21 protein-coding genes are annotated in these 23,176 nt (G+C 48.0%); 15 read left to right on the top strand and 6 right to left on the bottom strand.

The features are described 5' to 3' along the window. Window positions 1–34: 34 nt before the first annotated feature. From MK185_13100 to MK185_13120, 5 genes are all read right to left on the bottom strand, one after another. Complete coding sequence (locus tag MK185_13100; protein MCH2041562.1) at window positions 35–898, bottom strand: alpha/beta hydrolase; 864 nt, start codon at window positions 896–898, stop codon at window positions 35–37. Window positions 899–902: 4 nt separating this feature from the next. Next, window positions 903–1,349 (bottom strand): YbaN family protein, encoded by a 447-nt coding sequence (locus tag MK185_13105; GenBank protein ID MCH2041563.1) that lies wholly within the window; start codon window positions 1,347–1,349, stop codon window positions 903–905. After that, window positions 1,346–3,655: a CCXG family PEP-CTERM protein gene (locus tag MK185_13110; GenBank protein MCH2041564.1), complete on the bottom strand. Its 2,310-nt coding sequence runs from the start codon at window positions 3,653–3,655 to the stop codon at window positions 1,346–1,348. The genes MK185_13105 and MK185_13110 overlap by 4 nt, the downstream gene beginning before the upstream one ends. A gap of 100 nt (window positions 3,656–3,755) precedes the next feature. Then, window positions 3,756–4,736 carry a helix-turn-helix domain-containing protein gene (locus MK185_13115; protein ID MCH2041565.1) on the bottom strand — a complete coding sequence of 327 codons (981 nt, stop codon included), beginning with the start codon at window positions 4,734–4,736 and terminating at the stop codon, window positions 3,756–3,758. A gap of 211 nt (window positions 4,737–4,947) precedes the next feature. Beyond that, entirely contained in the window at window positions 4,948–5,271 is a 324-nt protein-coding gene (locus tag MK185_13120; protein MCH2041566.1) for a bacterioferritin-associated ferredoxin, read from the bottom strand. A 164-nt stretch (window positions 5,272–5,435) separates the two neighbouring features. Here MK185_13120 and prfB point away from each other — a divergent pair. From prfB to ung, 3 genes are all read left to right on the top strand, one after another. Then, window positions 5,436–6,531 (top strand): peptide chain release factor 2 gene (prfB, locus tag MK185_13125; protein ID MCH2041567.1). Its coding sequence is split into 2 segments (ribosomal slippage): window positions 5,436–5,507 and window positions 5,509–6,531, totalling 1,095 coding nucleotides; the frame shifts between segments, so codons are not numbered across the junction. Between the two features lie 138 nt (window positions 6,532–6,669). Then, window positions 6,670–8,214 (top strand): lysine--tRNA ligase, encoded by a 1,545-nt coding sequence (lysS, locus tag MK185_13130; GenBank protein ID MCH2041568.1) that lies wholly within the window; start codon window positions 6,670–6,672, stop codon window positions 8,212–8,214. Window positions 8,215–8,350: 136 nt separating this feature from the next. Further along, window positions 8,351–9,028, top strand: coding sequence for a uracil-DNA glycosylase (gene ung / locus MK185_13135; GenBank protein MCH2041569.1), 678 nt, complete (start codon window positions 8,351–8,353; stop codon window positions 9,026–9,028). 72 nt (window positions 9,029–9,100) lie between these two features. Here ung and MK185_13140 read toward each other — a convergent pair whose 3' ends face one another. Then, window positions 9,101–11,125, bottom strand: a complete 2,025-nt coding sequence (locus tag MK185_13140; GenBank protein MCH2041570.1) for a methyltransferase domain-containing protein — start codon at window positions 11,123–11,125, stop codon at window positions 9,101–9,103. A 277-nt stretch (window positions 11,126–11,402) separates the two neighbouring features. On the opposite strand from MK185_13140, the gene fliS reads away from it, so the two are divergent. The 12 genes from fliS to MK185_13200 all read left to right on the top strand — a co-directional run bounded on the left by fliS (window position 11,403) and on the right by MK185_13200 (window position 23,173). Next, the gene (fliS, locus tag MK185_13145; protein ID MCH2041571.1) at window positions 11,403–11,861 is read left to right on the top strand and encodes a flagellar export chaperone FliS; all 459 of its coding nucleotides are present in this window, start codon (window positions 11,403–11,405) and stop codon (window positions 11,859–11,861) included. 264 nt (window positions 11,862–12,125) lie between these two features. Further along, window positions 12,126–13,586, top strand: coding sequence for a sigma-54 dependent transcriptional regulator (locus MK185_13150; protein ID MCH2041572.1), 1,461 nt, complete (start codon window positions 12,126–12,128; stop codon window positions 13,584–13,586). 187 nt (window positions 13,587–13,773) lie between these two features. Then, the gene (locus tag MK185_13155) at window positions 13,774–14,991 is read left to right on the top strand and encodes an ATP-binding protein (GenBank protein ID MCH2041573.1); all 1,218 of its coding nucleotides are present in this window, start codon (window positions 13,774–13,776) and stop codon (window positions 14,989–14,991) included. Window positions 14,992–15,010: 19 nt separating this feature from the next. Next, a complete protein-coding gene (locus MK185_13160) occupies window positions 15,011–16,366 on the top strand; it encodes a sigma-54 dependent transcriptional regulator (GenBank protein MCH2041574.1) in 1,356 nt (451 codons plus the stop codon). A 204-nt stretch (window positions 16,367–16,570) separates the two neighbouring features. Further along, complete coding sequence (gene fliE / locus MK185_13165; protein MCH2041575.1) at window positions 16,571–16,954, top strand: flagellar hook-basal body complex protein FliE; 384 nt, start codon at window positions 16,571–16,573, stop codon at window positions 16,952–16,954. 13 nt (window positions 16,955–16,967) lie between these two features. Then, window positions 16,968–18,680, top strand: a complete 1,713-nt coding sequence (gene fliF, locus MK185_13170; protein ID MCH2041576.1) for a flagellar M-ring protein FliF — start codon at window positions 16,968–16,970, stop codon at window positions 18,678–18,680. After that, a complete protein-coding gene (gene fliG, locus MK185_13175) occupies window positions 18,673–19,710 on the top strand; it encodes a flagellar motor switch protein FliG (GenBank protein MCH2041577.1) in 1,038 nt (345 codons plus the stop codon). Before fliF ends, fliG begins: the two co-directional genes overlap by 8 nt. Before the next feature lies 1 nt (window position 19,711). After that, window positions 19,712–20,587, top strand: a complete 876-nt coding sequence (locus tag MK185_13180) for a hypothetical protein (GenBank protein ID MCH2041578.1) — start codon at window positions 19,712–19,714, stop codon at window positions 20,585–20,587. Next, the gene (gene fliI, locus MK185_13185; protein ID MCH2041579.1) at window positions 20,577–21,914 is read left to right on the top strand and encodes a flagellar protein export ATPase FliI; all 1,338 of its coding nucleotides are present in this window, start codon (window positions 20,577–20,579) and stop codon (window positions 21,912–21,914) included. The genes MK185_13180 and fliI overlap by 11 nt, the downstream gene beginning before the upstream one ends. A 2-nt stretch (window positions 21,915–21,916) precedes the next feature. Continuing rightward, a complete protein-coding gene (gene fliJ / locus MK185_13190; protein MCH2041580.1) occupies window positions 21,917–22,372 on the top strand; it encodes a flagellar export protein FliJ in 456 nt (151 codons plus the stop codon). 121 nt (window positions 22,373–22,493) lie between these two features. Further along, complete coding sequence (locus MK185_13195) at window positions 22,494–22,781, top strand: STAS domain-containing protein (protein ID MCH2041581.1); 288 nt, start codon at window positions 22,494–22,496, stop codon at window positions 22,779–22,781. A 29-nt stretch (window positions 22,782–22,810) separates the two neighbouring features. Next, window positions 22,811–23,173: a response regulator gene (locus tag MK185_13200; GenBank protein MCH2041582.1), complete on the top strand. Its 363-nt coding sequence runs from the start codon at window positions 22,811–22,813 to the stop codon at window positions 23,171–23,173. Window positions 23,174–23,176: the final 3 nt, after the last annotated feature.

Raw genomic sequence — 23,176 nt, forward strand, 5'->3', positions numbered from 1 at the left:
GCAGCTTACCTTGTCATCTCACCGGCGTCATCTTCTATAAAACCGATGAGGTTTGGAGAATTAATCGAGATACGGAGGCTGGGTCTTCCAGCTGCGGGTAGTGCCCAATGCCCGGTAGTTCGTAGATATGATCGGTTTGTACAAGCTGGCGATAACGTTCAACCATATGAGACCCCGAAATTGGATCATCGCTGCCATTGATCAATACCAGAGGTGTGCGGCTGTTGGTCAGTGCACCTACCCAGCGCTCGCGATGTTCACGTCGCTCTTTTATGTAGTGAATCAGTTTGGGCATAACAACCGGTCCCTGGTTATAGGCCATCAACTGCCACAGACCGTCCATCTCTTCGATCGACAAGGGTTTGGCGCATATTTTAGCGAAAGATCGCAGAAAGCGTTGTTTATTTATCACCAACGGAATCAGGAATCCCACTGGCGACAGCATCAGTTTTTGCACAAACAGCGCGCGATGGGTTTCAGGAAACAGTCCACCATTTAATAGGAACATTTGTTGGATGCGATGGTTATTCTGATCTCGTGCGAGTAACTCCTGGGCAACGGTATCGCCATAGTTATGAGCCAAAACGGAATACTCTGTTATCGCCAAATGCTGTAACAGAGCCTGCTGCAGGTTAGCTTGGCAATGAATGCTGTAGTCAGCCTTGGGATTCTTGCTGGAGAAGCCGAAGCCAAGCATGTCGACAGCAACCAGTTGATAGTGCTGTGCCAGCGTATTCCAAACGGGTGACCAGTCCCATGAGGCGCTTGGAAATCCATGAATAAGCAGTAATGTGGGTTTGTCAGCGGAATCGCTTGATGTCCAGTAGCAGAATTTCTCACCATTAAAATCGAAGGTCCGGGCGCTGTTTTGCCACTCCCTAAGGTCTGTCACTTGCATAACGTCAGCTACCTTGATTGTCGGTGTGCAGCTTAAGAGTTGGCAGACGCAGAATGTAAATACTGACTAATAAACCAACGATCGGCAGGATAATTTGTACGGTCATTCTGGGCACAAAAATAAAGGCGGTAGATATCAGTGATACCCACATCAGGATCAGAGTGTAGATTTTTGCTTTAACGGGCAGGCCTTTGCCATCGAGGTAGTAAAGCAGGTATTTACCCAGGCGTGGATGTGATACCAACCAGTTATAAAAGCGTGGAGATGTGCGTAAAAAACAAGCCGCTGCAACTAAGAGAAACGGTGTGGTCGGCAGAACCGGGAGAAAAATACCAATAAAACCGAGGAACACACTGATCCAACCGAGCCCGAGTACCAGTAGTCTCAGTACGGGCTGGTTGATGCGTTTTGTTGATTTAGCAGAAGTCTCGGACGTTTTGCTCTCGGTCACTGTAGTCGAACCCGATATTGATAACTGAACTCGGGTTCCAGCGTATCGAATTTCGGTTTAAATGTCCCACTAAAGCTCATTCGGATTGTTCGGACCTGAGAATCAAAACCTGCGTTGGGTATCACAGAGTTTCCGGCAGCATTCAGGTAAGTCACAGTAACCCCAGCAATGTTAAGACCGCTGGCATTGTTACCAGCACCATCGGTGAGGCTTAAAGAACCGGTTTGCAGTTCACTACCAGTATCAATCGCTTGCTCCAGTACGGTGGTATTAAGGTCACTGCTGATGTTGCCAAGATTTTTCGCAACCACGGTGTAGTTAATTACTGCACCAGGAATCGCTTTAAAGTTTGAACTATTAATCGGGTCGCTGATCACCACCAGTTCTGACGATAATTCAATATTCTGGTCAGCCACACAGTTAAAGAACTGGCTCGCAGGGATCACCGAATAATTGCTATCGCCGGGTCTGCGCCAATACGCACGGAAACTATCGCCTCCGCTGTTTTCCTGATGACGGAACCTGAAACGGAAGAAACCCTGAGCGAAACCTGTATTAATAATCGTCGCAGGACTATTGGTTTGTGGATTATTGATGGCGCCATGGCCGCCATACCAGGCTGCAATATGCTCAACATTCGCAGAGTCCACCAATGTCAGTTCAACCGCATCATCACCATCGACGGCAAAACGATAGTCGCCATCGGAATCTAAACGGATATAGCCGTCAAAAACGGTCAGATAACGTTCGTCACTGCCAAATGGGTTTGCAGAGCCATTCACCTGGCTGAACAGTGTGTAGCCATACAAGGTTTGACCTTTGGCATAGCTGCTTTCAAGAGTATCAAACTCCGCTTTGTTGTCGGCAAAGCCATTCCCATCCGGGTTACCCTGAGTATTAAAAAAGCCGGTGATCAGACCCGGTTGAGTCGAACAGCCACCCGCCAGGCCTGAAGGTAAGTTTAAGGCGCGTATAGCAAGGCTGATTGCCCTGGTGTTGTTATTCAAATCGGCGTCGTATTGTAAACCAGTGACCGTCGCTGAGAGTGTTACCGGGCTTGGTGCCGTAGAGGTCGGAACCAGGTTCAACGTTATGTCGGGAAAGAAAGCGCCGGAAGCAACAACCGTCGAGTACGTACAATTTAATGTGTTGCCGGTACTCCCCGGACAACTCCAGCCATTCAGGGTGCTGGAATCGAGGTTGAGATTACCCGGCAATGTAATGTCCAGGCGGGTATCAGCCAGGGTTGATTTATCGCCGTTGTTGCGCACCTTATAGGTCACTGCACGAGGACTTGCTTCCACCCAGAGGTCTGGTGCTTGGCTGTTATTACTACCGCTGCCAAACGCCATCAATTCAAGCTCAGCACGGCATACGGTATGAGCGCCAAAAATGATATTGGTTTGAACCGGACAAGCAGCTGAGCGGATATCGATATTGCTGGTGGTGAACGTCTGCCATGAGCCACCGGGCTTCCTGAACTGCACGGTGATGCCGCCATCACAACAGCCTTCGAAACCCAATACCTCGAGCTTATGATATCCCGCAGCGAGGTTAATACCACCTTCCAGTACATCGCTGTTTGACCAGTTGTTGGCCCACCACAGATCATCAGTCCATTGCTCTTCTAATGGTGTGCCATCAACAAATAAACCGCCGCCACGGCCGAAGTCTGAACCATAACGAAATTCCCAGAACCCAGCTTCACCGGGCTTAACTTCAAAGTAGCTTTCAGAGCGGGCACCAAAATTATCCCGACGCTGGCTGGGAGAGAACTGATTGCGGTTGGTAATGCCGGTAAAGTCGGTGATAAATTTACAGCCATACCCCGTTACACCATCAGCAGCGGATTCAAAGGCGTTTACCGCTTGTGCGTAATTGGCTGGATTAGCGTTGGTTTTGCGGGTATGAAAACGAATGCCAGGGTAGGTAAAGACTGGTGGTGCCTGGATAATTGGTTGAGCATTCTGATTGCCGTAATACAGATAAAGGGTTCGGTTACCGGGTGATAGCGAAGAAAAGCGCACCCAGATAGATGCTGTCTCTGAGCTAGGGTCCCATTGGTCGATCCAGAAATCCAGAGCAGTACTGTCATCGCTGTCGAAAACGCGTAAGTCCTTACCATCATTGCTCCAATCATACCCATTGAATAAGTCGCTGCCGGTTATGTTGATGCGAACCTGATAATTATTAGGAACGCTGGCGGAGGTGTTCACGGTTACCTGGGTCTTGAACGGCCAGCGGCAATCCAGCGCTGCAGCAGCGGGAAAAGAAAACAACAACAAACAGATTACAAACCAACGCATATCAGTCTCCACGATAGGCGTACCAGTTTACTGAATCGGACTTGGGACTCCTAATCACTGAATAGTCAAAACTGCGTTAAATCAGAGAATTAATCAGATTTTACAATCGACGAGCAAACCGGCGACGGTATTCTGTCGGGGTAAGACCGGTTTTCTTACGGAACAGGCGACGGAAAGAGCTGGCATCTTCATAGCCAACGTCATTCATCACTACATCAACGGTGCGTTCTGTTTCTTCTAAAAGTTTTTGTGCCCCTTCGATGCGCAAAGACTGAACGTAGGTATTCGGCGGCATTTCCAGAGCGGCGTTAAAGCGCCGGATTAAGGTGCGTTTCGAGACACTGAAGCGCTCCGCCAGCTGCTCTACGGTGAATTGCTCGGCGTAGTTCTGTTCCAGCCAGCTTTGTGCTTCACGCACCAAATCGTCTTTATGCGGTTTGGATAAACGCATCAGGGAATACGACAGTTGGGTGTCGCGACGGTAATCAATTACAAAGGCTTTGGCGGTTTGAATCGCAGCCTCAAAGCCAATCTGGCGCTCAATAATGTGCAGCCCGAGATCAAACCAGGCCAGTCCACCGCCGGCACAATAGATATTATCGGAGCGGGTAATCAGTTGGTCGGCTTTTAACTCTATCTGCGGATAACACTGCTGAAATTGCTCTTTAAAGCCCCAGTGAGTCGTGGCTGTTTTCTCATCAAGAATGCCAGATTCAGCCAACAGGAAGTTACCGGTGCAGTTGCCGGCAATGGTCCAGCCTTGTTGATTGGCACGTTGCAGTAAGGCTTGCAGCTCAGGCGTATGCTGAACAACCTCTTCAATCGGTCCTCCGATGGTTGGAATAACAATAGCATCAGCTTCAGTAATCTCATCGAAGCTCATATGCGCGCCAATCTGCAGGCCATTGATGCATTGGATCGGACCGCCGTCTTTACTGGCTATTGTTACATTAAAGGCTTTTTCCGGCTGCTGCCCCTGAATCAGATTCCAGGTAACGCCAGCAAGACCAAATAAATCGGTTACACCGGTTATGGCGGAGGCAAGGGCTTTATCAAATCCTGCGACAACAATGTTCAGCATGGCACTCTAACGTTACTTAATCGGTTGTTTGCTCTGGCCACTCAATCAGGCGTTGTGGCACAAATTACTTGCATGGAGGCATAATGAACCTATTGGTGTGTCTTAACAAGCATTATTGGTGGGATATGTGTCATTCTGGGCGTCCTGTTGGTATATTTCAGGCACAAAAAAGCCAGCGTTATGCTGGCTTTCCTTCTGGCTATCCGCGCTTTTAGCTTGCTTCAGCAAACTCACACACAGGCATTTTGTTTGAATGCTCACGGATCACTTGCTTCGCACTCTGACCGCAGCAACCACAGTCGGTGCCTACGCCCATTTTCTGGCGAATTTGTGCATAGCTATCACCGTTTTCAACAGCTTGCTGAATCTGCTGTTGAGTGATGCCTTTGCATAAACAAACGTACATTGTTGTCTCAACCTTGATGAAAATCTGAATGAGAATGAATATAAGTTGGACTTTAATCTTAATGCGATGAGTTTTCAATAAGTTTGTATTCTCATTTGTAACCAGATTCTCAAATGTCAGGAAATACATATACAGTCTTCCTCTGGCAGAAAGTCGCATCCTGATCGTGCCTCATGTAACATGTTGCCTCTTTTTTGTCGGCCAACTTCATTAAGCAATTGCGGCTTAAACAATCGGGTTGGTGATGACAGTCCCTGATAGATAGCAGCTATAGAAAGAAGCGAGACAAAGCCTTGGAAATCAACCCTATTGTCGAACAGATTAAAGACCTTCAAGCGCGTACAGACGTGCTTAGGGGGTACCTTTGACTACGCTACCAAAACCGAGCGTTTGGAAGAGGTAGAACAGGAACTGGCACAGCCAGATGTCTGGGATGACCCGGACCGCGCACAAGAGCTGGGTAAAGAACGTTCTTCGCTGGAAGCAGTAGTTAAAACCATCGACGATCTGAACACCGGGCTGGCTGATAGCCGTGATCTGTTGGATATGGCGGTGGAAGAAGATGACGAAGGTACGGTTGATGACGTTCGTGAAGAACTGAACGGCTTGCAAGCTCAGTTAGAAACGCTGGAATTCCGCCGCATGTTCTCTGGTGAGCTGGATGAAAATAACTGCTATGTGGAAATCCAGTCAGGCTCCGGTGGTACCGAAGCGCAGGACTGGGCCAATATGATGCTGCGTATGTACTTACGCTGGATTGAAGCTCACGGCTTTAAAGGTGAGTTGATGGAAGTGTCCGAAGGTGAAGTCGCTGGTATTAAAGGCGCCACTATTCGGGTTGAAGGCGAATACGCTTATGGCTGGTTGCGAACTGAAACCGGTGTTCACCGTTTGGTGCGTAAATCACCATTCGATTCTGGTAACCGTCGTCACACGTCTTTTTCTTCTGTGTTTGTGTCGCCGGAGGTGGATGACAACATCGACATCGAAATTAATCCGGCGGATTTACGGATCGACGTATACCGTGCTTCTGGTGCGGGTGGTCAGCACGTTAACCGGACAGAATCTGCGGTACGTATTACTCACTTACCAACCAATATCGTCACTCAGTGTCAGAATGACCGCTCTCAGCATAAGAACAAAGATCAGGCAATGAAGCAGTTAAAAGCTAAGTTGTATGAGCACGAGCTTCAGAAGCGTAATGCAGAATCGCAGGCTCTGGAAGATTCAAAAGCGGATATCGGTTGGGGCAGCCAGATCCGTTCTTATGTATTGGACGACGCTCGCATTAAAGATTTGCGTACTGGTATAGAAAACCGCAATACACAGGCGGTATTGGACGGTGATCTAGATGCCTTTATTGAAGCTAGCTTGAAGCAAGGCCTGTAATTAAGGGCTGCAAACGTAGCTAATAGAACAATGAGTATTTCAAAAACTTTTTTAAAGCAGCAATCCATATTGCTGCTCATAAAAATAGTATCTGAAGACTTTAAAGAATTCGGCAAAGATTAGAATTTGGAATCAGAAATGACAGATCAGAACACTCCAGCGCCTGCGGCTGAAGCACAAAGTGCAGATGAAAATAAGTTAATTGCCGAGCGTCGTCAGAAGCTTGAGCAAATGCGTGATGGTTGTAATGCCAACGGTCACCGCAATGATTTTAAACGTGAAAATCTGGCAAGCGATTTAAAAGCGGAATATGGCGAAAAGTCGAAAGAAGAATTAGCCGAAGCGGGCATTAAAGTTTCCGTTGCGGGTCGTGTAATGGGTAAGCGCGGTCCATTCGTAGGTTTTCAGGACAGTACCTCCCGTTTGCAGGTTTACATGGGTAAACAGCTGCAAAAAGAAAGCGATGCCTGGCAGAAGCTGGATATTGGCGACATTATTGGTGCATCCGGTACGCTGCAATTATCCGGTAAAGGCGAGCTGTACGTTGAAGTCGATAGCGTTGAAGGTTTCACCATTCTGACAAAATCTCTGCGTCCACTGCCGGACAAATTCCACGGTCTGGCTGACCAGGAAATGAAATATCGTCAGCGTTACGTGGATCTGATCATTAATGAAGATACCCGTAACACCTTTATGATCCGCTCCAAGGTAATCGAAACCATGCGTTTCTACCTGTCACAGCGTGGTTATATCGAAGCAGAAACGCCAATGCTGCAAACCATTCCGGGTGGTGCAACGGCTAAGCCATTTGAAACACACCACAATGCACTGGGCATTGATATGTTCCTGCGTATTGCACCAGAACTGTATCTGAAGCGTCTGGTTGTGGGTGGTTTCGATAAAGTGTTCGAAATTAACCGTAACTTCCGTAACGAAGGTCTGAGCACGCGCCACAATCCGGAATTCACCATGATTGAATTCTACCAGGCGTACGCGACTTACCACGACCTGATGGACCTGACCGAGGATATGCTGCGTACCATCGCAGAAACCGTTCTGGGTACCACCACCATTAAATACGGTGAATCTGAATACGACTTCGCTCAGCCATTCCAGCGTATGACCATGGTGGAAGCGATTCTGAAATATTGCCCGGACTTCGATCAGGCGGTATTTGCCAATCCGGAAGAAAACTTCGAGCAGTTAAAAGCGTACGCCAAACAAGTGGGTGTGCCGGATTCTCCGAAGCAGGCAGCCTGGGGCCCGGGTAAATATATCTGCGAAATCTTCGAAGAAACCGCAGAAGAAAAATTGGATCAGCCGACCTTTATTACCGAATACCCATGGGAAGTATCGCCACTGGCACGTCGTAATGACGACAACCCATTTGTGACTGATCGCTTCGAATTCTTCGTTGGCGGCCGTGAGCTGGCTAATGGCTTTTCAGAGCTGAATGACGCTGAAGACCAAGCGGCACGTTTCCGTAAGCAAGTGGAAGAAAAAGACGCCGGTGACGACGAAGCGATGCACTTCGACGACGACTATATTCGTGCGCTGGAGTACGGTATGCCACCAACAGCGGGTCAGGGTATTGGTATCGACCGTCTGGTGATGTTATTCACTGACAGTCATACCATTAAAGATGTGATTCTGTTCCCGCATATGAAGCCGCTGGCTGACTGAACCTAATTAACTTGCTACTACTTCGTACTAGCTGCCTCATTAACGATTCAGTTGAACTGATTGTTGAGTGAAATTAAAGAAAAACAGGTAGCTTAGCTGCCTGTTTTTTTATCCGATTTTTATAAAGGATTTTAAGATGGGCAAACCGGGCGAACTTCATCCTTCCTGGCAGCAGGTGCTTGGCCATGAGCTGCAGCAACCCTATATGAATAACCTGCGCGAGTTTCTTCGCACTGAGAAGCAAGCGGGTAAAGAAATCTATCCCCCTGGCCCGCTGATCTTTAATGCCTTTAACCATACACCGTTTGATCAGGTAAGGGTGGTGATTATTGGCCAGGACCCGTATCACGGCCCGGGTCAGGCAATGGGCTTAAGTTTTTCCGTACCGGATGGTGTTAAGGTGCCGCCGTCATTGGTAAACATCTACAAAGAGTTAAACGCCGATCTCGGCATTCAGATGTCGGGTACGGGTGACTTGACGCCCTGGGCTGATCAGGGTGTTTTACTGTTGAACGCGACGTTAACCGTTGAGGCAACCAAAGCCGGTTCTCACCAGAAGAAGGGTTGGGAAGAGTTTACCGATGCGACGATTAAAGCGTTGAATGAGCAGCGCAGTGGTTTGGTATTTGTTTTATGGGGCAGTTATGCCCAAAAGAAAGGTGCGGTAATTGATCAGAGCAAACATATGGTGTTGAAGTCGGTGCATCCATCGCCTTTGTCGGCTCATCGTGGTTTTTTTGGTCAGCGTCAGTTCTCAACCATTAATCAGTTTTTAATGGATCAGGGTCAGCCACCGATTAACTGGCAGCTGTAGAATCTCAGATTATTCCCTATTCGACGAAACCTGAATTTTTCAGATTTAAGCGATAAAGCCTCAAAAAATGAACTAGATAGGCTTGCGCGCATAGAACTGATACATAGCTGCAAACAGCTCTGGCTTTTGATGTTCCACCTCGCCCCATTGTTCCAGAGTCAGCTGATGGCCAGCTTTATTAAATAGCTGCTGCGCCAGTTGTTCGCTTTCGCCTTGTGGAATCATTCCGATAAATTCCAGTTCGGCGTTATCAAGTAACTGCTGAAGCTGTGCACAGTTATACGTGTGTTCCTGCTGGTGGAATAATAAATCCCGACATGCACTCAAACTGTAAAAATCAGCTGAATTAAAGATATCAGACCAGTCACCCGTCAGAGAGCCTTGTAGCATCGCCTCGCGAATCAAACGCATATCATGCGCTTCGGTTGGCATATTTTGCTCAAGGTCATTTCGGAGTTTAATAATATTCGCGCGTGCGGCTGTACTGTATAAGGCAATTTTAATCAGGCCATTACCTTTAAGCTGTTTCACTAATGCGTTTAAGCCTGTTTGAGGATCTTGCATATGGTGCAGAACACCAGAGCATTCAATCACATCAAACTGTTGTCCAAGACGCTCAGCCAGTAGAATATCACCCTGAATAAAATCGATATTCTCAACCTGATACTGATCCGCTTTCATTTGTGCGTAAGCCAGCGCCTGATGACTCAGATCCAATGCGGTAATTTCCATATGATGAAAATAGCGTGCTAAACGCAGAGCGTGCCTACCCGTACCGCTGCCGGCAACCAAGGCACGGATTGGTGATGGTTGTTGTCGAGCGGTAACTTTCGTGGGGAATAAATTAGCCACGGCCTGCCAATAACTGCTGGGTTGGCTATAACCAATATCACTCCAGCGGGGATATGGGTTGTTGTTGTATTGATTGGCAACCTTTTCCGAAACCTGATTATTCGTATTACCAAAGCTGGTTAGGTGATGTTGTTTGGCTTGCAGTGACTGGGCTTCCACCAGTGCTTTTTCGATCAAGTCGCCCAGGGGGATAGGCCAGGCTAGCGCTTCGTGGTCGAGCACATCAGCAAATTTACATTGTTGCGGCACCCGGTACATAAATAGCAATAATAAAATCGGATAAAGATCCTGATTGCTTAGCTCTGGCATTTTAATCATGCGGTCAACCAGGTGGTGTAACTGGTCTGCCAGCTTGCTCTCTTGCTCTGTTTGATACCAAACAGATTCATTAAGAAATGTCTGATGACCGATGGCGCTGACCAGCGGAACTAAATCACTGGTAATCGATAATTGTGCGGCACTGGAGATAAATACACTCTGGCGCAGAGTGATTAGCAGGCGCTCAAGAATCGGATCGCAAAAATAGAACTTTTCCAGGCAGGTGAGGAGTAGCGGATCACTTGCCAGTGTTTCCAACTCCAACGGACTACCGGCTTCTGACAGTTGAAGTTTATGTTTTAGTAAACTGCTCGCAAGTGGTCTCAGTTGCGAATAATCCACATCATGGAAATCCAGATAGCGCAATAAATCCTGTTCAAGCTCATCCGAATAAAAGTCGGCGGTTAACTTTTCTGCCGCGGAAAACAGCCCAGACTTGACTTGAGGGTCTTTAGCCTGAGTTTTAATCAGTTCGCGGTAATATTGGAATGCTTGCAGGTAATCCTGCTGCACTAAAGCGATATGGGCGAGGTAATTACCAGCTTTGGTCGCAACCCGGGATATCCGATAAGCTTTGCTGAAGTAGGTTTGCGCTTGTTCCAGATCCTGCTCCGCCAGAGCAACATGACCCGCGCTATACAGCAGATTAATGCTATCGGGTTTTTGCGACAGACCCAGGCTTACCCAGCGCCAGGCGAGGTCCGTATTACGCCGCTGTAATTCAATTCGGCAAAGCAGGTTCAGTCCGGGCGCATAATTCGGCTTTATCTGCCAGGCTTGTTCAGCCAGCTGAGCCGCATCGGCGAGCAATAAGTGGTTATCCTGCTCAAGTGCGTCCTGATAAAAGCGGCTGGCCAGCTGATATAAATCCTGGTGCTGATTGCCTGTCTGTTGTACTTCTCTGAGGTTCAGTTGTGCAGTTGCCATGGTGTCGCCTCGAACTGTTACCGCTCGTTGGGTAAATTTTTTCTATTGCTGTTCGCTAAGCAGGCTGTGTGCCAATTTTTAAGTTACTGAAATATATAGAAAAAATCGTAATTCAAACGTGTGGTAGCGGAAACTTTCGGATGCTGAGGGTAAGCGCTTGCCGCTTTGCCGCTAAAGAATTCACAGCGGATTGCATCGGCCTGCAACATTTTTCCTAAAGATTTCCGGATATGTGCCGTCAAACTGAAGACGAGACATTAATTCAGGAGACAGCTCTATGTACAACTCAGGTGCTAAGCAGTATCAGCAGGTAAACCGAACGTCGGAAGTGCTGGATGCGGATCCTCATCGTCTTATTCAGTTGTTAATGGATGCAGCGCTGACCCGTATGTCTCAGGCGAAGGGCGCCATTGATCGCAATGAAATGGATATTAAAGCCAACCTGTTAGGCCGGGTTATGGAAATTATCCAGACTCTGCAAGACAGCCTGGATCATTCTCAGGGCGGTGATATCTCGACAAACTTTGAGCGTTTGTATGCTTATATGAATCGACGCTTATTAGAGGCGAGCAGTCTCAACGACGTTGATATGATCGATGAAGTCATGTCGCTGATGCTTGAAATTAAGCAAGGGTGGGATGGAATTCGCCAGGAATACCTGGATACTCTGAATAAACACAGTTCCGCATCTGAAACGGATTCTGAGTCTCGTCTTGCCAGTCAGGTAACTGTCTGAATTTTCTCCCGAATTTTTGCATCATTATAAATAAGACTCTAAGTACTTATTTTTCTTCGTGATTCTGTTGTTGTCGTCTTGTCTTTGGGCGACAACTTCAGCTATAAATGACCCAAGTCTTATGACTGAAATTAAAAACAAGAAAACAACGTCAGAAGTTTGACTTCTCTGTGGTTTGATACTTAACTGCAGCAACCGTTGTCAAACAATCGACGCTAGCAATGCTTCGTTAGCGTCATTTTGGGAAGGAAAAGGCTGGTCGCCATGTGGAGAGAAATTAAGGTTCTGTTGATCGATGATGATGAACAGCGACGTCACGATCTGAAGGTCATTCTGGACTTCCTTGGGGAAGAGGCCATTGTGGCTCAGCCCAGCGATTGGCGCAGAGAAATTGAAGGTAAAGTAGAGGACAGCACGGAAATCAGTGCTGTTTTATTAGGTGACAGCAAAAGTATTCCTGTTGCCGATGTGATTGAAGCGTTGCTGACCTGGGACAAAGGTATTCCTATCTTATCAATAGGCACGGCGGTTCAGTCAGAATCTTTGCCTGAGAATATTCGCCGTGCTTTGTTAGCTTCGGTAGAGATGCCACCGAGTTACAATAAGCTATTAGATAGCTTGCATCGTTGTCAGGTGTACCGAGAGCAATATACTCACAATCGCAGTCGCGGTGAGCGCCGTGAAGTCCAGTTATTCCGAAGCCTGGTTGGTACCAGTCGTCAAATTCAGCACGTTCGCGAATTGATCATGCAGGTAGCGGATAAAGACGTTAGTGTCATGATTCAGGGTGACTCAGGTACAGGTAAAGAGGTTGTCGCACGTAATCTGCACTATCACTCTCACCGGCGTAATAAGCCATTTGTGCCGGTTAACTGCGGTGCCATTCCCGCGGAATTGTTAGAGAGCGAACTGTTCGGACATGAAAAGGGCGCTTTCACCGGTGCTATTAACAGCCGTCCCGGGCGCTTTGAAATGGCAGAAGGCGGCACATTATTCCTCGATGAAATTGGCGATATGCCGTTAAATATGCAGGTTAAAATTCTGCGTGTTTTACAAGAGCATACGTTTGAGCGGGTTGGTAGCAATAAAACGTTAAATGCTAATGTCCGTATTATTGCCGCAACGCATAAAAATCTGGAGAAGATGATTGAGGACGGTACTTTCCGTGAAGATTTGTATTATCGCCTCAATGTTTTCCCGATCGATATGCCGTCATTACGTGAGCGTGTTGAAGATCTACCGCTACTCCTGAATGAGCTGGTATCGCGTCTTGAAAACGAGAAGCGCGGCTCGATTCGTTTTAACTCCGCCGCCATTATGTCTCTTTGTCGCCATGACTGGCATGGTAACGTCCGTGAATTGGCGAATCTGGTTGAGCGTCTGGCTATATTGCATCCATACGGTGTCGTTGGTGTTAATGAGCTGCCAAAGAAATTCCGTCATGTTGATGAGGGTGATGAAGGTTTCTCCGTGCCTGCGGTTGCTGACGTAACCCAGACTGAAAATGGTTTGGCTGGCATCGACTCTCCGGCGCTATTACCGGTTAACGGTCTGGATCTGAAAGAGTATCTGTCAGATCTCGAGTGCTCTTTGATTCAACAAGCTCTTGACGATGCGAGTGGTGTTGTTGCCCGCGCGGCTGAAAAGCTGAATATCCGGCGCACGACATTGGTAGAGAAGATGCGTAAGTACAATATCTCCCGCAAAGAAAAAGACATTGCCTGATGTTTTCTTTCTAAAGCGACCTTCGAAAAAGCCGGTTAATTCCGGCTTTTTTGTGTCCGAATGCTGTCTGAATTAATTATTTGACGCTAAACCTTTCGATTGGCGTAAAAAATACGGCACGCTAATTGCTGCCTCTCGACTATGGCAAATTTTCTGTCGGATAACCGACAACCTGTGAGGAGTAAGTATGGCGAATGCAGCTTTGCGCCAGGACACTGACGTTATTCCGTTGGGAGAACCTCAGCTTGATCGTGCTGAATTAAAGCAGGCGTTTACTCTGTTTAATCAGATGTCGCAGCAACTGACAGACTCTTACGCCTTCCTTGAAGACAAGGTCGAGCAATTGAGTGGCGAGTTGGCGAATGTTTCTGCGCAGCGTATGCATGAGCTGGCCGAAAAGGAGCAATTGGCCGATCGTTTGGAGAGTCTCTTGCAGCTTCTTCCGGCCGGTGTGTTGGTATTGGATGAGAACGGTTTTGTGACTCAGGCTAATCCGGCAGCAGATGATCTTCTGCTGAAATCCAGTAAAAAGGCATCGCTCATCGGGCAGCGTTGGGTGCATTTAATTCAGCAGTGTTTTAAGCCTCAGAGTGACGATGGGCATGAGATCTCTTTGGTTGACGGTCGCAAGGTGAACTTGCGCATTGCAGCCATGGCAAATGATTGCGGGCAATTAATTGCGTTAACAGATATGACCGAAACCCGGGCGCTACAGTCTCAATTGAGTCAGCATGAGCGTCTTTCTGCGATGGGAAAAATGGTCGCTTCACTGGCGCATCAAATTCGAACGCCGCTGGCTGCAGCGACTTTATATGCTGGGCATCTGGGCTCTGACACCTTGCAACCTGATATGCGTGTTCGTTTTGCCGGGAAGTTACAGGAGCGTCTGCAACATCTTGAAAATCAGGTTCGCGATATGCTGATTTTTGCTCGTGGTGAGGCTCCATTGAATGACGAAATTTCCGTTGACGAACTGATTGAAGGCCTTAATTCGGCGATGGAAATTCAGCTGCAACAGTTCCAGGCCAGCTGCACGATAGATAATCAGGCCACTGGTTCTCTGTTCGTTTGCAACAAAGATGCCCTGATCAGCAGCCTGATGAATTTGGTAAATAATTCGCTCGAATCTGGCGAATACCCAATTGAAATTCTGATACGCATCACACGTTGTCGGCAAGGATTGCATATTCAGGTCATGGACAATGGTTCTGGCTTAAATGAATCGCAGAAGCAACAAATGATGGAGCCCTTTTATACCACCAAGAGCAACGGTACCGGTTTGGGTCTGGCCGTGGTTCAGGCGGTTGTGCATGCGCACAAAGGTGAGTTCCGGCTTGCAGACAGCGAGCTGGGTGGTTTGTCGGCTGAATTATCCATTCCGGTCGTTCGGGGATTACACGCTTAGGTCGTGGAGGAGAAATAATATGCGAATTTTAGTGGTAGAAGATGATCCTCGTTTGCGCGAAGCGATTGTGGATACGTTGATGCTTAAAGGACACGATGTATCCGAAGCACCAAACGGTATTGAAGCGCTTGCTGTATTGACCAACCAGGAAGTTGACCTGGTGTTGTCTGATATCAATATGCCTGGTATGGATGGCCTTGAACTTTTGGATAAGGTGAAACAGGCGCATCCATGGCTGCCCATCGTGTTAATGACGGCGTATGGCGACGTGGGGCAGGCAGTTAAAGCGATGCAGCGCGGCGCTAACGATTATTTGATGAAGCCCTTTGAGTTGGCGGAGTTGGATGCATTGTTAAAACCATTCAGCGGCGAAGGCGACCAGACCGATGACTCTGAGCCGGTTTGTGAGGCATTGGCGTCACAGCAATTATTTCAGCTGGCTCAGCGAGTCGCTCAAACAGATTCGACCGTATTGATCAGTGGCGAAAGTGGTACCGGAAAAGAAGTACTGGCACGGTTTATTCATCAGAATTCTGAGCGCAAAAAACAGCCCTTTATTGCCATTAATTGTGCCGCTATCCCGGAAAATATGTTGGAAGCCATGCTGTTTGGTTATGAGAAAGGCGCATTTACCGGGGCATACAGTGCCAGTGCCGGTAAGTTTGAGCAGGCTGATGGCGGCACTATTTTACTCGATGAAATTACTGAAATGGATTTGGGTCTGCAGGCAAAGCTGTTGCGCGTTATTCAGGAGCGGCAGGTCGAGCGATTAGGCGGTAAAAAAACCATTGATCTGGACGTCCGGATTATTGCTACCACGAACCGTGAACTGGCGGATTACGTGGCGGAAGGAAATTTTCGCGAAGATTTATACTACCGGTTAAGCGTTTTCCCATTGCAGTGGCTGCCGTTGCGTGAGCGTCAGGACGATATCTTGCCACTGGCGCGTCGTTTATTGGCGCATCATGCGGGGAAAATGAAGCGGCCAATGCCTCAGTTGCTCGCAGACGCAGAGCAAAAGCTATTATCTCACCCATGGCCGGGTAATGTTCGTGAGCTGGACAATACCATGCAGAGGGCATTAATCGTTCAGTCTGGACCGCAGCTGTTTGCGAACGATTTTATTCTGACGCCGGTACCTAAAAACCGCCAGCTTCAACCCACCGCACCGGTGGAAGTAATGACGGTGAATGACGGTGAGTTAGGCAATGATTTAAAACATCGGGAAGTGGAACTGATTGTGAAGGCGCTGAAAGAGGAGCCGAGTCGTAAAGACGCTGCAGATCGATTGGGTATCAGCCCAAGAACCCTGCGTTATAAAGTGGCTAAGTTACGTGAGGACGGCATTGATGTTGAATCGATGCTAACGGCATAATCTGAGAAATTTTCTGATCAGCAATCAGCCGGCATTCGCCGGCTTTTTTGTGTCTGTGATTTGGGATCATCACGCCAACGGAAGTTTACTAGAACTTGGCAAGCTGTTTGCAAAGTAGGATGAATAGTTGAAAAAATGACGCCTCTACTAGAGAAATGCGTCAGTAAACGGTTTGGCTCACCAGAGGCCTGTGAGGTAGAAAAAATGGTTAATAATCGCGTAGATGTAAATGCCGTATTAATGCAAATGCGTCAGGTTAAGGATCAGATCCGTTCGAATCACGACAACCCGGCAAGCCAGATCGATAAGCTGCGGCCACAGCAAGTTCAGGACGCCACTGAGTCTGCTCGTGGTGACAATACCGTCCCGGATTTTCAGGCGATGCTGAAAAATGCGGTGGATACCGTTAACAGCAATCAAAAAACCTCCAGTGACCTTCAGAAACGTTTTGAGATGGGCGACCCGAGTGTGGACCTTCCTGAAGTGATGGTTGCGATGCAAAAGTCGTCAGTTTCTTTTCAGGCAATGACACAAGTGCGTAATAAGCTGGTTGAAGCTTATAAAGACGTTATGAATATGCCGGTGTAAGCAGGTTTAAATCATGGAAAACGCACCCGTTCAACAAGCCAGTGTTGCCGAACAGCAGCAAGCCAATGATCCGGATTTACCGGCGCAGACTGGGGCACCCAATTCAGATGAAGGAGCGCATCCTGTTCTGGCTGGCTTTAACCGTTTAACCATTGTCCGCCAGGCAGGTGTTATTGCGGGTATTGCGCTGGTGGTTGCGTTGGCTATCGCTATTATGATCTGGTCGCAAGACCCAACCTATAAACCATTAATCACTCGCTTGCAGGATCACAACGCTCAGGAAATTGTCGAAGTATTACAACGCGAGGGCATTCCATTTGAGATTGATCCCGGTTCACAAATACTAATGGTTCAAGCTGGTGACTTGCATCAGGCACGGATGGCGCTGGCCTCAGCCAGTCTTATTGACGATAAAACCGTAGGCCTGGAAGTGCTTGATAAAGACAGTACTCTGGGAACCAGCCAATTTATTGAGAATGCGCGCTATCGCCGTGGCCTGGAGGGTGAGCTGGCACGGACCATCACTGCAGTAAAACCGGTGCGTAATGCCAGGGTGCATCTGGCGTTACCAAAACAATCAGTATTTGTTCGCGATCAACGTAAACCAAGAGCGTCCGTTTTTATCGAGGTATACCCGGGGCGGGGCTTATCGAAGCAGCAAGTTGAGGCGATCGTTAACCTGGTTGCTTCCAGTGTTGCTGCAATGGATAAAACTGATGTTTCCGTTGTTGATCAGCACGGTAATTTATTATCTAAAGAAGATGAGCAGACCGGTGAAATTCTGGCAACAAAACAGCTGGAATATACTGAAAAGGTAGAGAACTCTATTAACCAGGCGGTGAATAACATTTTACGTCCGGTATTGGGAACGGAAAATTACAAAGCTGAAGTATCGGCTGATGTAGACTTTACTGTGCAGGAACAAACGGAAGAATTGTATAACCCTGATTTGATTGCACTGCGCAGTGAACAATTAATCGACGAGGAAAACGCGGGTAAACAAAACGGTGGTATACCGGGAGCGTTGTCTAATCAACCGCCAGTGGATGCCGCGGCTCCTGAACAGGCGGCCGGCGGAGCGGGTGCTGGTGGCGCTGTTAACCGTCGCTCTGAAGCAACCCGTAATTATGAGGTTGATCGTACTCTGAGCTTTAAACAGCATCAGGTTGGTCGTATCCGACGCTTAACCGTTGCCGTTGTGGTAAATGATCGTGAAGCCCTGAATGCCGATGGTGACACCGTTTATGTTCCATGGCAGGAAGCCGATCTGCAGCGCCTTGAAGTATTGGTGAAGGATGCGGTTGGCTTTAATGCAGCACGGGGCGACAGCGTAAACGTGGTTAATTCAGCCTTTGTAGGAGGTGGTGAATTATCACTCGGTGATCCGGATTTTTGGACACAGCCATGGTTCTGGGAAATCATGAAACAAATTCTGGCCGGGTTCTTTATTCTGGTGCTGATTTTCGGTGTGATCCGGCCAACGATTAAGAGTATTGCTAATCGCGGTAAAGAAGAAGAGCAGCTCAGCTTGCTGGAAGAACTGGAAGATGCTGAAGCTGGCCTCGATGAAGAAAAAGTTACTTTGTCCGGTATGGATGAATACCTGTTACCCGGCGCATCAGAAAGTTTTGAACGACAGCTTGATGCATTAAAAGGTCTGATTGCTGAAGATCCGGCACGGGTGGCACAAGTCGTAATTAAATGGGTGAATGAAGGCGATGCCTGAAGATAATACACCAGCAGCCACTGATGACAGCTCAATGACAAGTCTGAGTCGGGTTGAACGTGCCGCCGTTCTGCTAATGACTCTGGGCGAAAAGGATGCTGCAGAAATCCTGAAACACATGGGGCCAAAAGAAGTGCAGAAAGTGGGCACTACTATGGCAACACTGACCAGTGTTAATCAGGGACAGGTTGAAGGTGTGGTTGCTGAGTTTCTCGAGTCCGTCAGTGGTCAGACCGGAATGGGCTTAGGTTCTGACGACTATATCCGCAGTATGCTGACTCAGGCACTGGGTTCGGATAAGGCTGGCGCTTTAATTGACCGGATTTTATTGGGTGGCAACACCACTGGGTTGGATTCTCTGAAATGGATGGAGCCACGTCAGGTTTCAGACTTAATTCGTCATGAGCATCCGCAGATTCAGGCGATTGTGGTGTCGTATCTCGATTCTGATCAGTCTGCCGAAGTGTTATCGAATTTTGACGAAAAAGTGCGTCTCGATATTGTTATGCGGGTGGCTGCACTGGAAGCGGTACAGCCGGCTGCACTGCAGGAACTGAACGATATTCTCGAGCGTCAGTTCACTGGTAATGCGGGTGGTCAGACAACGTCGATGGGCGGCGTTAAGGTGGCGGCTAACATCGTTAACATGGTTGATAGCGCGATTGCCAACGACCTGCTTGAGCAGATTAAAGAGGTGGATGAAGATCTGGGTACACAAATTCAGGATCTGATGTTTGTCTTTGACAATCTGGTGGATGTCGATGACCGTGGCATTCAGGCGCTGATGCGTGAAGTTTCTACCGATCTGTTGGTGGTCGCCCTGAAAGGAGCCGACCCGGAAGTTCAGGAAAAAATCTTCAAGAATATGTCAAAACGTGCAGCAGAATTGCTGCGTGATGATCTGGAGGCGAAAGGCCCGGTTAAAGTCAGTGAGGTTGAAGGCGCCCAGAAAGAAATTCTCACCATTGCCCGTCGGTTGGCCGATGCCGGTGAGATCGTATTGGGTGGTGGTGGCGAGGCCATGATGTAGCATGACTGAGTTACGCCAGAACAATCACTCTCATCCGATTGCCAAAGATGAAGTTAAAGAAGAAGTCAAGCCCTGGCGATTACCGTTCTGGACGGATAAGCCCGCCTGGCTGGTTGAAAAAGAAGAAAAAGAGCAACAGCAAAAAGAACAGCCGCAAGCCGATCCGCAACCAGAATCTTTTCCGATGCCAACCGCAGAAGAACTGGAGAATATTCGCCGTGATGCTTACAACGCGGGTTTGGAACAAGGGCTGGTCGAAGGCCGTCAACAAGGCGAAAAACAGGGCTACGAAGATGGCTTCTCTCAGGGCTTAGATGAAGGGCGTGTCAAAGGCGAACAGGAAGGACGTCAACGCGGGTTTGAAAGCGGCGAGGCTGAGGGTCTTGAGCAAGGGCAGCAACAAATCCAGCAGGCTTGCGAGCATTTAAACCGGACCAACCAACACCTGCAAGCCAGTGTTATTGAACGTGATCAGCAATTGCCTGTTGTTGTTTGTGAAATGATTCGTAATTTATCCTCTCAGGTTGTGAAACACGAGCTGTCGTTAGGCAATCAGGCGATGGAGCAATTTATCCGTGATGCGTTGCATGAATTACCCGGCAGTAGCCAATCAATAAACGTGTATTTAAATAGCGCAGATTTAAGCTATCTGGATCGTGCGGGTTTTGATACAGAAACAATGCACTTCTATTCAGATCCGGATTTGGCTGGCGGTGATTGTCGCATCGAGACCGAGCAGACGTTAATCGAATACTCGGTATCTGAAAAACTCAACACCGAACTTTCGGCATTTATTCCAAAATTACTCAAAGCGGCCGAAAATTCCGAGACGGATGTGAATCTCGATAATCCAATGGCACCACCTCATGCTGAGTGATCACTGGCTTGGGTTAAAGCCTGAAGCAGATCGCTATCGTCCTCGAGTTGCGGGCCGTTTAATCCGCATGGTCGGTTTAACCCTTGAAGCGTTGGGACTGAATGTAAAAGTAGGTGATCGCTGCATGGTACAGCGAGATGGTGGAGAAGATGTCGAAGCAGAGGTGGTTGGCTTTGATCAGGATCGTATTTTTTTGATGCCAATTGAGCAGGTTGAAGGCCTGCGTCCGGGCGCCAGAGTCTGGCCACTGCATGGCAGTTCCGATGTACCAGTCGGTTTTGGTCTGCTGGGTCGCGTCGTTGATGGCACTGGTCGACCACTGGATGTACACGGCCCGATTGAAGAACCGCAGCCAGGCAGTTTGCAGGGACGAATTATCAATCCACTTCATCGTGATCCTATCCGCACGCCACTGGACGTTGGCATTCGCGCCATTAATAGCATGCTGACGGTCGGGCGTGGACAGCGTATCGGTTTATTTGCCGGCAGTGGTGTGGGTAAGTCGGTGTTGCTGGGGATGATGACGCGCTTTACTGAGGCTGACATTATTGTTGTTGGCTTAATTGGTGAACGAGGCCGGGAAGTAAAAGAGTTTATTGATGAAATTCTGGGCGAGGAGGGACTGAAACGTTCGGTTGTGGTTGCCTCACCAGCAGATGATTCGCCGTTAATGCGTTTACGTGCTGCCCAGTATTGTACTTCCGTCGCTGAATATTTTCGCGACCAGGGCCAGAATATTTTACTGCTAATGGACTCGTTAACACGATATGCCCAGGCACAGCGTGAAATTGCCTTGGCGGTCGGAGAGCCGCCAGCTACAAAAGGATATCCGCCTTCTGTTTTTAATAAGTTGCCCAAGTTGGTTGAACGCACTGGTAATGGTCCTGCTGGTGGTGGTTCTATTACGGCGTTTTATACCGTCCTGAGCGAGGGTGATGATATGCAGGATCCTATCGCCGATGCCAGTCGTGCAATTCTCGATGGTCATATTGTGTTATCCCGCGCATTGGCAGAAGAGGGTCATTATCCAGCAATTGATGTTGAAGCATCAGTCAGCCGGGTGATGCCACAAATCGTCGATCAGGATTGGCTGCAAAAAGCCCAGTTGTGCAAGCACCTGATGTCGCATTATCGTCAGAATCAGGATCTGGTGAGTGTTGGTGCTTATCAGGCTGGCAGCGACCCGGTACTGGATGCTGCTATGGATCGCATGCCAGCGATTAAAGCGATGTTGAGGCAGCAATTGCAGGAGGGGTCATCATTGCAGGAGAGTTACGATCAATTGCAGTCACTGTTCCCTGATCCGGGCGCTCAGCAAGAGGCTTAAATATGCAACGCCACCCGAGAGCCAAGCGCTTGCAGGTCATTGTTGATTTAACAGAAAAATCCGAGCAGCAGGCATTGGCTGAATGGGGGAAATTACAACAAAAACTGCAACAGGAAGAAGCCCAGAAAGCGCAGTTGGACAGCTATATCAGCGAATACCAAAAAGGAATTTCCATGCCCTCAACACGTCAACTCCGTGGCGGATCAATACAGAATGCACTGGGATTTATTGGTCAGATTAAACAAGCCCTGTTACAGCAAAATGAGCAGTTAAGTCTGACACGGCAGCAGGTTGATCAGGCGAAAAAAGTGTATATGGAGCAACACGGTAAGGTAAAAGCATTATGTGGGCTACAGGATAAATTAAATGCGGAGTTTGATGCCCAGCAAGATAAACAAGCCCAGCGTGTTGCTGATGAGTGGGCTAATCGAAAAGCATTTCTATGTCATAAAAAATAATCTGTACAAACGTTCATATTATCTTCCCTTCTTAAATTTAAAAAAATGCTGCAAAGTTTATTAGCAGCTTCGTAAACGACGTCTAATCTTAATCGTGAGAAGAGAGAGATAGGTGTCCTTCATGTCGGACAGGATCAATATTCATTGTGGTGATCGGCTCAGTATCGAGCATGTTGAACGCCTCTACAGCGAAATGGAAAGCGCTTTGACGTCTGATGTCGATATCGAATTGAATGCCTCTGATGTGAATTACTGCGATACCGCAGGCTTGCAGCTGGTGGTCAGTTTAAGACAAAAATTACAAGTAACCGGGCATGATATTTATTGGTCTGGTAGCAGTGATTGCCTCAATGAAACTGCAGGTTATTTGGGCCTGCGCGCTTCGCTTGGTCTCTCAAGCACCCAATAAGTAATTATATCGAACAGGAGTTCTCCAACATGGCGAATATTTTAGCTGTCGACGACTCTGCGTCCATGCGTCAGATGGTGTCCTTTACTTTAAAAGGCGCTGGCTATCAGGTCGTAGAGGCGAGTGATGGCGTTGAGGCATTAGCGGAAGCCAAAAAAGGTAGATTTGATCTGGTGTTGTCAGATGTGAATATGCCAAACATGAATGGTATTGAATTAGTTAAAGAGCTGCGTCAGCTGGCCGATTATAAATTCACGCCGTTGTTAATGCTGACAACAGAGTCAGCAGGTGATATGAAAATGCAGGGCAAACAGGCTGGAGCCACGGGGTGGATTGTGAAGCCATTCAATCCAGACCAATTACTAAGCACGATTAAGCGTGTTTTAGGATAATCG

Source organism: Saccharospirillaceae bacterium (genome assembly GCA_022448365.1).
Lineage (GTDB): Bacteria > Pseudomonadota > Gammaproteobacteria > Pseudomonadales > Oceanobacteraceae > Bacterioplanoides.

Coding starts and splice junctions, on each gene's coding strand:
- MK185_13100 (MCH2041562.1), bottom strand. CDS start 898: ATGCAAGTGACAGACCTTAGGGAGTGGCAAAACAGCGCCCGGACCTTC.
- MK185_13110 (MCH2041564.1), bottom strand. CDS start 3,655: ATGCGTTGGTTTGTAATCTGTTTGTTGTTGTTTTCTTTTCCCGCTGCT.
- MK185_13115 (MCH2041565.1), bottom strand. CDS start 4,736: ATGCTGAACATTGTTGTCGCAGGATTTGATAAAGCCCTTGCCTCCGCC.
- MK185_13120 (MCH2041566.1), bottom strand. CDS start 5,271: ATGTATTTCCTGACATTTGAGAATCTGGTTACAAATGAGAATACAAAC.
- lysS (MCH2041568.1), top strand. CDS start 6,670: ATGACAGATCAGAACACTCCAGCGCCTGCGGCTGAAGCACAAAGTGCA.
- ung (MCH2041569.1), top strand. CDS start 8,351: ATGGGCAAACCGGGCGAACTTCATCCTTCCTGGCAGCAGGTGCTTGGC.
- MK185_13140 (MCH2041570.1), bottom strand. CDS start 11,125: ATGGCAACTGCACAACTGAACCTCAGAGAAGTACAACAGACAGGCAAT.
- fliS (MCH2041571.1), top strand. CDS start 11,403: ATGTACAACTCAGGTGCTAAGCAGTATCAGCAGGTAAACCGAACGTCG.
- MK185_13150 (MCH2041572.1), top strand. CDS start 12,126: ATGTGGAGAGAAATTAAGGTTCTGTTGATCGATGATGATGAACAGCGA.
- MK185_13155 (MCH2041573.1), top strand. CDS start 13,774: ATGGCGAATGCAGCTTTGCGCCAGGACACTGACGTTATTCCGTTGGGA.
- MK185_13160 (MCH2041574.1), top strand. CDS start 15,011: ATGCGAATTTTAGTGGTAGAAGATGATCCTCGTTTGCGCGAAGCGATT.
- fliE (MCH2041575.1), top strand. CDS start 16,571: ATGGTTAATAATCGCGTAGATGTAAATGCCGTATTAATGCAAATGCGT.
- fliF (MCH2041576.1), top strand. CDS start 16,968: ATGGAAAACGCACCCGTTCAACAAGCCAGTGTTGCCGAACAGCAGCAA.
- fliG (MCH2041577.1), top strand. CDS start 18,673: ATGCCTGAAGATAATACACCAGCAGCCACTGATGACAGCTCAATGACA.
- MK185_13180 (MCH2041578.1), top strand. CDS start 19,712: ATGACTGAGTTACGCCAGAACAATCACTCTCATCCGATTGCCAAAGAT.
- fliI (MCH2041579.1), top strand. CDS start 20,577: ATGCTGAGTGATCACTGGCTTGGGTTAAAGCCTGAAGCAGATCGCTAT.
- fliJ (MCH2041580.1), top strand. CDS start 21,917: ATGCAACGCCACCCGAGAGCCAAGCGCTTGCAGGTCATTGTTGATTTA.
- MK185_13195 (MCH2041581.1), top strand. CDS start 22,494: ATGTCGGACAGGATCAATATTCATTGTGGTGATCGGCTCAGTATCGAG.
- MK185_13200 (MCH2041582.1), top strand. CDS start 22,811: ATGGCGAATATTTTAGCTGTCGACGACTCTGCGTCCATGCGTCAGATG.